Below are 11,462 nucleotides of genomic sequence, written 5' to 3' on the forward strand. Positions count from 1 at the left end.
ATAATTTATCTAATACTCTGCCTAAACGGTCATCATTCAGATGTGATGCTTGAATCCCTGAGCCAAGTAAATGTTCTATTGCTTTCCCTTCAAAAAATTTAGAAAATAAATATAATGGGGCAGAAACCATCCCTAATCCATTGATAATCATGGCTTTAACTATCAAGCCAGGACTAACTATCTCGCCCGGTTGTTCGCCTACTAATTCATTGATTTTTTGGACAATTCCTATTTCATCAATTAGACCAGCTACCAAGCCCAGATGGTCTAAGTTTTCTACTTTCATCTCAGATGCTTTCTGCATGGGCTGCTGAATCCTGATTTGAGTGTTCATAGCGATCGTCAGTTTACACTATTTTTGGTGATGATTGGTTACGAAAGAGCGATCGCGATTAACGCATTTTCGTCATCCATCAGGTAACAGTGAGGTAATAAACTTGGTTTGTGATGATCGCAATTTTAACCTACATCAGATTTAACTCACGCCCTCACGTCAATTTTCCAGAATGGACTACTGGGTGATGTTGAGTGACCGAGATAGTTGAGTATTTCTACTCATTTTGGTCTCGGATGATTCACTTTTACCCCCTCAATCCGCCTATGTGCCAGTTGGGGGTGCGGAATGTGGGATCTAAACTGAATTGATAATTGTGATTTTTTTGTCAGTGTCGGCTGACCAGTATCGACGATTCATGTTCAGAGAATCTGCAATACTCACCAACAATACGTAAGGTGCGCAGCGCGCACCCTACAATCTCAAAGCCAGGGGGAAAAACCCTGGATTGGCATAGTTGGAAAGTTAAACAGGTTCTAAGTGGGAAATTACCTTTTCCATGTATTCGGCAACTTTGGTTTCTTTGTCCAGAGAGTTGGTTTCCATGTAAACCCGCATCAAAGGTTCGGTTCCCGAAGGCCGCAACAATACCCAACCGCCGTCTTCAAGATAAAGTTTAATTCCGTCTTTGCGGCCGATTTCCTTAACGCCAATACCCGCTATTTCGGTGGGTGGATTCTTGGTGAAAGAGTCCAAAACGGCTGCTTTGTGGGCGTCATCTAGGTGCAAGTCCAAGCGTTTGTTGTACAGGGGGCCGTCGGCTTCTTTGATGGCTTCTTCGACTAGCTGAGACAGCGGCTTGCCTTCGTAGGCGATCGCCTCAGCAACTAGCATATCAGCCAAAATCCCGTCTTTTTCGGGGATGTGACCCAAAACGCTCAAACCGCCAGACTCTTCGCCACCGATGAGTACCGCAGTTTCCCGCATTTTTTCGCCGATGTATTTGAAACCCACTGCGGTTTCGTAGATGGTTAAACCGTATTTGGCGGCCATATTGTCCAGCAAGTGGGTTGTGGCTACGGTACGGACGATCGCCCCAGTCAAGCCTTTATTCTTAACCAAGTGACGCGCCAACAGCAACAGCACAGTGTTTGGAGTCAAGACATTACCCAACTCATCAACAATACCAAAGCGATCGCTGTCGCCATCCGTAGCCAAACCCAAATCGGCTGAATCCTTCTTCACAGCTTCCACCAACTCGACTAGCTGTTCGCCCTTGGGCTCAGGCATTCCGCCACCAAACAGCACGTCGCGATAGGTGTGAAAACTTTCCACATCGCAGCCGCAGTATTCCAAAACGCCGTCGAGATAGCCGCGAGAAGTCGAATAAAGAGCGTCGTACTTCACCTTCAACTTAGCAGAGCGAATCCGCTCCACATCGATCAAAGTATAGAGAAACTTCAAATATTCGGGTTTCGGGTCAAAAGTGGAAATTTTATCGTTGTGGCTGCCTTTGGCTGGAGCATCTGAAGCACCAGCAATATTTGCCACAATGGTATCAGTAATTTCCGGGGTAGCCGGGCCCGCGTAGTCGGGGATATATTTGATGCCGCAGTAAGGTGCGGGATTGTGCGAAGCCGTGAACATCAGGGCGCCTGCGGAGTTGAGATGCTTGGCGCTGTAAGCGATGACTGGTGTCGGGCAGTCTCGATCGACCACCATCACCGTCCATCCCAAATCTGCCAATACTTCCGCCGAGGTACGGGCGAACTCGTCTGCCAGAAAGCGAGTATCGTATGATACTAGCACTGGGCGGTCTTTCGTGTAAGCGGTTTCGAGGTAACTGGCGATCGCCCGGGTAACTTTTCGCACGTTGGCAAAAGTAAAGTCATGGGCAATCAGTCCCCGCCACCCATCGGTTCCGAACTTGATTTCTGTTGAATTGCTGCTGGCGCTCATTTTATCCACTTCCTCTCGTCCTACTAATCCTACTCGAAGGCATAGCCTTAAAGATGCACTGACCGTGCTGTTTATCACGATCGATGATCGCCCGCGGGGCTGGATCGACCCGATCCCGTAGCTGTAGGGCGGGTCATGCTTTCGGTAGAGGCATCCAACCCGCCAGAGTTGGTAAAATGCCGAAGCGATCGGACAAATCTATGCAGATTTTAGTCTGACAGCCCGAGCGATTGGGGGCGATTTTGCTCGTAGGACTCGCCTCGGTTGCTTCACCGGACACCTAAAAAAACTGCTGGAAACCAAACCCCTCGCCATCGGATTAATGAAACGTAAATTAATTTTGTGACAGTCTAAAATTTTATAATTTATTTATAAAGCCGTCTAGTGGAATGTGTTAAAGTTTCCTAACAACCGCAAGTCAGAAGATAATTTTATTGTTTCAACGTCGGAAAATAAATAAATCTAAGTCGCGGATCGAGCGTGATGTAGCCGAGATTCTTGATGAATGTAGGGCGCTCCTCTTCCAGGGCTTCGCTAACGACAAAAGCCATCTCAAATAAAAACATAAAAAATCTCAAGGAGTATTTTTTTCAAGGCATAGTTGACTTTAATTTTGAGATTTTAAGATTAATTAAATTTACTTTTAGCCATCTTTACAGGTAAATAAAAAAATCTTTCTACCTCGATCACATTTTAACTGTGATCGAGCGCACAATCGACAAGGTAATTAACGTGCAACTTATAGAAAGTGCAAGCATTGCAGCTAAATAGCTAATAATTTTAAGCACAATGGCCGATGACTGTCAGCGTACAAATATCGAAAATTGTAGTTAGGAAAGTTAATAATCAGGGGAATCGATCGGGTGCTACTTCATAAAAAAAACGAGGTTTCTCATGACAAGTATTTTACAAGGATCTTCCAAGTCTTTCACTGTAGCAGATGAAATTAAACAGGCACAGAGTTTGGCCCTGCACAATATGACAGGCTCGGAAAATTACCAACTGCCTGAAGCTAAAGGCGTCAATGTTTCTTCCTTAACAGTTAGCTGGGCAAAAAAATATTACAGTTCAATTGCGGCACGAGAAAACCAAGCACAGCGGCAAATTCCTCAAAGCCCAGAATCAAAAAATTTTGATGGCAATCGAGCCAAAATAGTTGACAAATTAACAGAAACCCTGAAAGTAGCCAGCGAGATAGCTTGGGGTAAAGTAGAAGCGGTTTTAGGGGAACAAATAGAGCGACACGCGATCGATCCGGGCTTAATTAATCGTGAAGAAATTGTCGGCGACACTCGCACCTTATACCGGAAAGCCATAGACGCTTACGGCGATAGAGAACCTGTTTTTCGCTTGTCTGTGCTGGTGGGGAAAGATATTGTCCGAGTGAGGCGGAAATACTCACAGACAGATCCGCTAGTGCTGGGATTTGTGACGTTGGAGTTTCAATACACTAGCAAAATCTTATTAGGATGTCTTTCAGAGTCAGAGCGATCGGAATTTGCACCATACTTAAAAGTTGTAGACGACTACCTGCACATTCCACACGGAGAGATTAATGAGGCTGCGGCGGATCATTCCCCGAATTCAAAAGCTTTGTTAGCCGTTCAGCATTTGTTGCAGCACACGACTCAGATTGCTAGCGCAGTGTACGATCGCGCTAGCGGCCAACATCAAGGATACCGCAGCAAGAGCGGTTATTTGAGCGATCGCGATGTCAAAATTTCGGGTATCCGAGATGTGGAAATTTTTCAAAGCTATCTGTGCTGGTGCGTTTTGGCAGAAACCATTGGCCCGGTACAGCAAGAATTGTTTCCAATTTGCGTGATGCTGTACCCGAAACTTCATGTAAGTTGGGAGTTAGTGCAGGATATGCTGCTAATTTTGTTTTGGGAAATATCCGATCGCCTCCCGGCAGCAGATGTTATGGTATTTCTACCTTACTTGCGCACCATGACAGAGATGTTTTCCAGCAACGTATTTGAGAATTAGGGAATTGGGAATTGGCGCCATAATTTACCAATAGCCTATTTAAAGGTAAAAGCTGCAACTCCCAAACATCCCCAACCGACAAGAAAAGCAACTCCGCCCAGCGGCGTGATGGCACCCAGCCATTTGATGTCTGTCAAACTCAGGGCGTACAAACTCCCTGAAAAGACCATTGTACCCGCAATAAAAGCCCATCCTGCCACTGCAAAAAAGGTTTGAGACTCGTGGGCACGGTTTAATAGTAAAGCGACCAGCAGTAGAGCCAGAGCGTGGTACATTTGATAGCGGGCGCCAGTCTCAAAAATTGCTAAAGCGCGATCGGTCAATTTCTCTTTTAAAGCGTGAGAGGCAAAGGCGCCGCCGGCGACAGATAAGCCTCCGAAAATGGCGGCGGTTGCGAGGAAGATTCGCGTTAAGATTAGTGATGACATAATTTAATGTATTTTATACTTGGCTTGTTCATAGATTTAACCCATTACTTTATGTTTGCCGTTAATGAGTAAGTGACACACCAGCATAATTATACCATAAGGCTAAACTTATAGCAGCCTCATGTCCATAAACCGTGCTAAGCGATTTTTTGTGCTATCTTATATGTGGGTTCATATGTTTAACAAAAATAATTAATGTATGAATTTGCGCTTTTATATCGATCCTGAAACTGATTTACCTCCTATCTATGAGCATGGAGTTAATGAGGTAGAAGTTGAGGATATATTGAGAAAGCCAGGTGAGGATCGTTTGGGGCGTGAAGGTACGCGCGTAGCTATTGGCCAAACTATAGATGGCCGTTATCTTAAGATAGTTTACGTTCCTGAACCATAGTCATATAGCGCTTTTGTTATAACAGCGTATGAGTTAACAGGTAAACCTTTGAGTGCTTATAAACGCCGACAACGTGGTAGGTAAATATGGCAACACAAAATAAATTTCCCTTGGGTTGGGATGAACAGCGAGTACGCCAAACGATCGAACATTACGATCGACAGTCAGAAGATGAAGCGGCAGCAGAAGATGAAGCAGCGTTTGATAATCAAGATCAAGCGTTTGTCCAAGTTCCTTTGGAGTTATTACCATTAGTTAGAGAGTTAATCGCTAAACATTATGCCAGTGTTTAGGGCAAGATAAATAAAGGCGATCGCTCTTTTTTACCGCAGAGAAACATGGATGGATGGAAAGGGCGATCGCGTGGATTGTTGTTGCAAGTTTCACGGTTGGGTGGGCGCGGGTTTATAAAGGTTATCTGTGGGTGGCATAATTGATCGGTTAACCCGCCCCTACAAATTTGAGATAGCTACCACTTAAGCTCAAATTTGAACTTCCTTGCAAAATGCCAATCAATTCATTTTGAGCCGAATCTTTGCGGTAAATTGCAGTACCAGTTTGGTTAGCTTGCGAGAAAGGAACTAACAGGTAATCATCGGCTTTACCCTGCAATTGGATGCTATCTTCACTGGCATTAAAATCAGTAATTAGCGCGTAGTCGGTATCAAGGTTATCGTAGTAAGTGTTATTGACATCTCCCAAGACAAAAATATCGCTGCCTCCTCCACCAGTTAAGGTATCAATTTCGTCAACTCCGGGGTTAATAGCATTGATGTCAACTCCCGTGAGAATATCATTACCATTGTCGCCTTTAAGTACATCGTTGCCAAGTCCACCAAAAAGGCTATCATTTCCATCTCCACCGATGAGAATATCTTGCCCTTTTTCACCATCTAAGTAGTCATCATTGAGATTACCTGATAACACATCTTGACCTGAATTGCCAAATATTTTATCATTTCCTTGCCGGCCGGAAATAGTATCATCTGCTTGGGTTCCGTTGATAATATCATCCTGAACAGTGCCTTGCAAGCCATTATTCGTGTTAGCCAAACCGAAACCTCTGCTGCCAAAAACGGCGTAACTTTTGCCGGGAGAATCTTGAAATAAACTGCCAGGTGCGCCAACAATTATATCGTCGATGCCATCGCCGTTAATATCTCCCCCGCCACTGACAGCAGTGCCAACTAAACCATCGGTTTCTACTCCATTTAAAACTAAGGCATTCTTACCGTTAGCTTCTGCTAAACTGAAGTTGGCTGGAAATTCCTTACTTCCAAAAACAATAAAGGTTTTTCCTGCATTGTTTTTATCGTCAGAGTTGGCGCTGGAGGCTCCTATTAATAAGTCATCAAAGCCATCTTTGTTGATATCTCCGGCATAGCTAACGGCGTTTCCGGCTGAACCTTCGGCATCGAAACCGAAGATTGTAAAGCCGTTACTGCCGTTCAATTCAGCCGGGTTGACAATGACAGGAAATGCCTCTTTTTTGCCAAAAATTACATAGGTTTTGCCTGCGTTAATTCGATCGCCCACTGTCGCACCGGGAGCACCAATTACCAGGTCTTTGTTGCCGTCACCGTTGATATCTCCTGTGGCGGTGAGAGCGATACCGGAACGTTCTTCGGGAGTGAGGCCGGCGATGACAAATCCGGTGGTTCCATTTAATTCTGGGACGTTGACGCTGCCAGTAAATCCTCCTGGTTGACCGAATATAACGTAAGTTTTGCCTGCATTAATGCCGCCGTTGGTAGTACCGCCATCTGCACCAATTACGAGGTCGGGGATGCCGTCGCCGTTGATATCGCCGCTGCTGGCAGTACCGCTAGAATTGCCGTCAATCCCGTTAATTACAAAGCCATTATTACTGTTAATTTCAGCTAGGTTTAAGTTAGGAGAAAAACCTGCGGTGCGGCCGTAGATGACGTAGCTTTTACCGGGTGTGCCGCCGAGGGGGCCGGGTGCGCTGATGAGTATGTCGTCAAGGCGATCGCCATTAATATCTCCAATTCCAGTAGCAAAGAGGCCGGCGTAGTCAAAGGTGTTAGTACCTGTGACGGCAAAACCATTATTTCCGTTCAAATTAGCCAGGTTGAAATTAGCAGGAAATCCTTTATTTGTGCCGAAGACAATGTAAGTTTTTCCGGCATTATTTTGACCGTTGACAGTGGCACCGAAGGCACCAATAATAAAGTCTTTGATGCCGTCGCCGTTGATATCGCCGGCACTGCTGACTGTGCCGCCGCTGAAACCTTCGGCATCGGTGCCGTTGAGGGTGAAACCATTTTGACCGTTGAGTTGGGAAAGATTGACGCTGGCGGGAAATTTTTGATTGCCAAAGATGACTTGACTTTTGCCGGCGGCGTTGACGTTATTGGGCTCGGCACCGAACGATCCGACTATGATATCGTCAATTTTGTCGCCGTTGATATCTCCGGTTTTGCTGACAGCAACTCCTGAGAAGTTACCTGCTTCTGTGCCGTTGAGGACGAAGCCGTTATTGCCGGAAAGGTTGTCAAGTTTGAGGCTGTTGATGTTGATGTTAACGGTGGCGGCTTGTATTTGTTTGCCCTCTGTTAGGAGGTAGTTAAATTTATCGGTGCCGGTGAAGTTTGGGGGTGGGGTGTAGGTGAGTTGGTCGTCGGTTTTATCGTCTGGGGTGTTGTTGTTGTCGAGGGTGATGATGCCATCGGCAACGGATTTTGTGTTGAATTCTTTGATGGAAAGGGATCTTTTGTAGTGGTATCATTGGCTAGGACATCGATTTTTGTGGCTGTGTTGACGGTGGTGGTGGAAAAGTCGCTATAAAAATTAACAAAAAGCTTGTTTAATCGAACAATTCTATGATATGATTAAGACTATCCATGTGGTAAAATATACCTATCAGATCAACTAACAAAACTGACTCAAAGGTTAATTTATGGTAAGCGTAATTTCTGAACATATTACAATTAATCCTGGTTTTTGCGGTGGGCAACCCTGCATTACGGGACATCGAATTAAGGTGCAAGATGTGGTAATTTGGCATGAGGAAATGGGAATGTCACCCGAAGAGATTATTTACCATTATCCTTCAATTACTCTAGCTGATGTTTATGCAGCTTTGACTTATTATCACGATCATCGTGAAGAAATTAGGACACAAATTAGAGCAGATGAAACCTTTGTCCGCGAGTTGCAAGCCCAAACTCCGTCTATCCTTCAGCAAAAATTAAAAAGTCTAAATGTCAAGAACTATTAAATTTCATTTAGATGAAAATGTAAGTAATGCCATTGCGATCGGTCTGCGAAGGTATGAGGTTAATGTGACGACTACAACGGAAGCAGGTTTATTGGGAAAGCCTGATGAACTTCATGTAGAATTTGCGATGACCGAAGGGAGAGTAATTTTTACTCAAGATGCGGATTTTTTAAGGATAAATCAAGCTGGATTACCTCATAATGGAATTATTTACTGTCAGAAAAATAGTCGTTCAATTGGCGAAATTTTGAGAAGTTTGGTATTGATTTGGGAGTATCTTGAGTTGGACGATCTGATAGGGCGTGTGGAGTTTATTTAAGACTAACGATCGCCCTTCCCATCCAGAAAGGCGATCGCATCTATCATTATCTTTAAATACCCGCTAAATTAACAGAGACAAAGCTGTTACTTAACTGACTAGGGGATAGACCATCAACAACTCCTCTTCGCAGATAATGGGACTTTTGATGCCATCGCTAATGACAAAACTGATCGGCACTTAATCTGAAGGTTTCCAGTGCAGTTAAAATATTGCATCTAAATTTCTTATCAATATTTCCTCATTATAAATGGTATGTTGGCTCCTCTGTTACCACACACTATAGTTCCTGTAATTTGTCTACCATCCAAGCTCACAGAACCACTATATCTCAGTAATGCTACATTTCCAAACATAGCAATTGCTTCAAATTGAGTACCTGAAATTTGACTATTCGTAATATTGTTGTATCTCTGATAAACACCTGAAAGTGTTAGCCGATTACCATTTTGACGGATTGTAATTGGAGAACGACCCGTTGCAAGTTCTGGCGCTGACACACAGGAATTATTTACATCATTGGATAAGAACTTAAAACTCCCAGTCTCAATTACCCATTCGCCTGTAAGATTAAGTTGTCTACGTTGGTTTGTATCTCTAGGTGGTCTGTCAGTTTGGTTGGGGAATTGATTAGGAGGGTTTCCTCCATTCTCAGAATATTCTTGAGCAAAGCCCATTACACAAATTGGATAGTTATTCATTTCTCTGATCGAGGAATTACCACAAGCTACTCCCACTAATGTATGAGTAGGATTAAAGAAATTTGTTCGATGCCCGCGACTGGGTTCCCAGTAATCAAGTATTAAGTTCATTACAATAAATTCAGGCCAAGGCCCCATACCGATGTTCTCCCATACACCGTTGGTGGTTCCATAGCGATTTGCTCTATTAGTTGGGTCGCTACCATCTCTACCAGTGTGGCTAATTTGAGGAACAGAAGCAGCTAACTGTTGATCCCGAAGATGATCTCTAGCCGCTAACCCAAGTCCATTTGAAGCACGAACAGATTGAACTGGGGAGATGTTTCTAAGTACACCGATTGCTTCATCAAATGCTGCTACACCACCGATGACGGGAAAGCGTTGGTTTCTCCTTGGAAGTTGGAAGGTGTTGGTTCTAGGATCGTAAGTTTGTCTTATGGTTTCTAACCAATTAGCATAAGCTGAAGGGTTACTTCTGGCTCGGTTTATTTCAGAAATTACAGTCTGCTCGAATCCAGAATTATTTTGAGCTAAAGCTACTGATATTTGGGTTACTTGAAATGTGGTTACAGCCAGAAAAACTAAGGTTTGACGCATGAGATCCTCGCTAAATTTTATAAATGAGTTATCGGAATTTGTTCGGTTTTTTCTGGGGATTTTATTTGGGGCGCGATCGCAAAAGTAAAGCGGGCAATCACGGGGGGATTGCCCCTACCAATGGCGATCGCCCTGGGAAAGGTCGAGGCGATCGCCCAAATCACAAACCTATCTGATGACTAAATCAGAGAATAGTAAAGTTTGTGGCTGTCAGAGGTTGAGCATGATTAACTTGGATCGTATTCCCAGGACTGAGAGTGAGCGAAGAAAATAGCCCTCCTGTAAAAGTATTGGAGCCATTAAAGAAGTTTCCTGGTGCTGCTAAAACAGCCGCTCCATCGGTAAAACCAAGGCTAGCGGCTAACTGTATTTTGTCATCAGCTACCACAAAATCAGTGATTCGATCTTTACCGTTTGCAGCGCTAAATACAAAGACATCATTACCTCCACCACCAGCCAGAGTGTCATTACCAGCACCTCCAATCAAGGTATCATTGCCAGCCACACCGTTGATGATGTCGTTACCCCCTAAACCGTTGAGAGTATCAGCCAAATCTGTACCTAAGACTTCATCATCTCCCTCAGTTGCAGCAGTTGGCGTTGAATATTGAACGGTAAATCCTTGGAATTTGTAGCCAATATCTGCAAGCAATGCCAAATCAACTTTGGTGGGGATGAAGGCACCCGCACCACCGCCACCACCCAGCAGTGCTGGCAAACCATCAGGTGTCGTAAAATCAGCTAAGTGTTCTAAGTCGTTTGAAGCTCTCAGAGGAATAGGATTGCCTCCATTAATAGCCCTGGCGTTGGGGCCGTCAAAAGTCGTTCCAACAATTCTTGCGTCGAAAGCTGGTGCAAGACCAATCCCTAGAACGTGACCTATTTCATGGGCGGCAGTGATAAAAAAGCCGGCATCAGTACCATTTTCAACTGGAGTGTCGCTTGAGTCGAATGGAGTTGGATCGACCTGAAACGAGTATTGAGTGCTAAATGAAATGCCCCCTGCATAGGGTTCATAGTTAACACCATTGATCCGATCGGGCAGAAGATAGGAAAAACCTGTTGCATCTTGATAACCAGCAGCAAAACCGTTTGTTCGCGCCAAATAATCTTTACCGGGTTGAGCACCCATAAAGATCACAATATCGTCAATGTCCTGATTTAAAACAACCTTATCCCGTTGTCCAGTTTGAGGGTTTTCAATCCAGAATTCGGTGCCGGCAGGAACATTTGGAAATTCATCTTGGATAACAGATTCCCAGTATTTTGCTGCTGCTTCTAAAGTTTTGCGACGGTTTTCATTAAAATACCCATTCGTATCAAACCGATAGTCAAATGTGATGTTGAAAGTGCTCACCTGAGACGGAACACTAGCACGATTTTGAGCTTTGCCGACAGTTTGGTAATGTTCCCAAGCTGTTTTTGTTTGCCCAGTCAAAATTGCGTTAGCAGCATCGTAATTATTGACAAGGTAGAACTTTTCATCGAATGATGCGGGCTGTGGTGTCGGTGTTGTCACCGGAGTCGGTGTTGTCACCGGAGTCGGTGTTGTCACCGGAG

15 protein-coding genes and 1 pseudogene are annotated in these 11,462 nt (G+C 44.3%); 7 read left to right on the plus strand and 9 right to left on the minus strand.

What is annotated here, in order from left to right; genetic code table 11:
* The 4 genes from QT974_RS05755 to QT974_RS05770 form a co-directional block, all read right to left on the minus strand.
* Window positions 1–286, minus strand: a 286-nt coding sequence (locus QT974_RS05755) for a DUF4277 domain-containing protein (RefSeq protein WP_442933153.1), incomplete at its 3' end; no start/stop codon positions are given.
* A 513-nt stretch (window positions 287–799) separates the two neighbouring features.
* A complete protein-coding gene (locus QT974_RS05760; RefSeq protein WP_333467565.1) occupies window positions 800–2,233 on the minus strand; it encodes a phosphoglucomutase/phosphomannomutase family protein in 1,434 nt (477 codons plus the stop codon).
* 133 nt (window positions 2,234–2,366) lie between these two features.
* Entirely contained in the window at window positions 2,367–2,513 is a 147-nt protein-coding gene (locus tag QT974_RS05765) for a hypothetical protein (protein ID WP_333467566.1), read from the minus strand.
* Window positions 2,514–2,664: 151 nt separating this feature from the next.
* A complete protein-coding gene (locus tag QT974_RS05770; RefSeq protein WP_333467567.1) occupies window positions 2,665–2,799 on the minus strand; it encodes a hypothetical protein in 135 nt (44 codons plus the stop codon).
* 328 nt (window positions 2,800–3,127) lie between these two features.
* On the opposite strand from QT974_RS05770, the gene QT974_RS05775 reads away from it, so the two are divergent.
* Window positions 3,128–4,222 carry a hypothetical protein gene (locus QT974_RS05775; protein WP_333467568.1) on the plus strand — a complete coding sequence of 365 codons (1,095 nt, stop codon included), beginning with the start codon at window positions 3,128–3,130 and terminating at the stop codon, window positions 4,220–4,222.
* A gap of 35 nt (window positions 4,223–4,257) precedes the next feature.
* Here QT974_RS05775 and QT974_RS05780 read toward each other — a convergent pair whose 3' ends face one another.
* Window positions 4,258–4,650 (minus strand): DUF423 domain-containing protein, encoded by a 393-nt coding sequence (locus QT974_RS05780; protein WP_333467569.1) that lies wholly within the window; start codon window positions 4,648–4,650, stop codon window positions 4,258–4,260.
* A 199-nt stretch (window positions 4,651–4,849) separates the two neighbouring features.
* On the opposite strand from QT974_RS05780, the gene QT974_RS05785 reads away from it, so the two are divergent.
* Complete coding sequence (locus QT974_RS05785) at window positions 4,850–5,044, plus strand: hypothetical protein (protein ID WP_333467570.1); 195 nt, start codon at window positions 4,850–4,852, stop codon at window positions 5,042–5,044.
* A gap of 86 nt (window positions 5,045–5,130) precedes the next feature.
* A complete protein-coding gene (locus QT974_RS05790) occupies window positions 5,131–5,337 on the plus strand; it encodes a hypothetical protein (RefSeq protein WP_333467571.1) in 207 nt (68 codons plus the stop codon).
* A 148-nt stretch (window positions 5,338–5,485) separates the two neighbouring features.
* Here QT974_RS05790 and QT974_RS05795 read toward each other — a convergent pair whose 3' ends face one another.
* On the minus strand, window positions 5,486–7,126 hold the full coding sequence (locus tag QT974_RS05795) for a hypothetical protein (RefSeq protein WP_333467572.1): 1,641 nt from the start codon (window positions 7,124–7,126) through the stop codon (window positions 5,486–5,488).
* 72 nt (window positions 7,127–7,198) lie between these two features.
* On the opposite strand from QT974_RS05795, the gene QT974_RS05800 reads away from it, so the two are divergent.
* Complete coding sequence (locus tag QT974_RS05800) at window positions 7,199–7,504, plus strand: hypothetical protein (protein ID WP_333467573.1); 306 nt, start codon at window positions 7,199–7,201, stop codon at window positions 7,502–7,504.
* Window positions 7,505–7,591: 87 nt separating this feature from the next.
* Here the strand turns inward: QT974_RS05800 and QT974_RS34720 are convergent.
* Window positions 7,592–7,765 (minus strand): annotated as a pseudogene (locus QT974_RS34720) (Ig-like domain-containing protein); the annotation flags it as partial.
* 199 nt (window positions 7,766–7,964) lie between these two features.
* Between QT974_RS34720 and QT974_RS05805 the strand changes: the two are divergent.
* Window positions 7,965–8,285, plus strand: coding sequence for a DUF433 domain-containing protein (locus tag QT974_RS05805; RefSeq protein WP_333467574.1), 321 nt, complete (start codon window positions 7,965–7,967; stop codon window positions 8,283–8,285).
* Entirely contained in the window at window positions 8,269–8,604 is a 336-nt protein-coding gene (locus QT974_RS05810) for a DUF5615 family PIN-like protein (RefSeq protein ID WP_333467575.1), read from the plus strand. Before QT974_RS05805 ends, QT974_RS05810 begins: the two co-directional genes overlap by 17 nt.
* 230 nt (window positions 8,605–8,834) lie before the next feature.
* Here the strand turns inward: QT974_RS05810 and QT974_RS05815 are convergent, their stop codons facing one another.
* Entirely contained in the window at window positions 8,835–9,902 is a 1,068-nt protein-coding gene (locus QT974_RS05815) for a CAP domain-containing protein (protein ID WP_333467576.1), read from the minus strand.
* A gap of 23 nt (window positions 9,903–9,925) precedes the next feature.
* Here QT974_RS05815 and QT974_RS05820 point away from each other — a divergent pair, with 23 nt between their 5' ends.
* Window positions 9,926–10,078, plus strand: coding sequence for a hypothetical protein (locus QT974_RS05820; protein WP_333467577.1), 153 nt, complete (start codon window positions 9,926–9,928; stop codon window positions 10,076–10,078).
* An 8-nt stretch (window positions 10,079–10,086) separates the two neighbouring features.
* Here the strand turns inward: QT974_RS05820 and QT974_RS05825 are convergent.
* Window positions 10,087–11,462, minus strand: a 1,376-nt coding sequence (locus QT974_RS05825; protein ID WP_442933150.1) for a M10 family metallopeptidase C-terminal domain-containing protein, incomplete at its 5' end; no start/stop codon positions are given.

The sequence above is a fragment of the Microcoleus sp. BM001215392 genome (genome assembly GCF_036700185.1).
In the GTDB taxonomy this organism is placed as follows: Bacteria; Cyanobacteriota; Cyanobacteriia; order Cyanobacteriales; family Microcoleaceae; genus Microcoleus.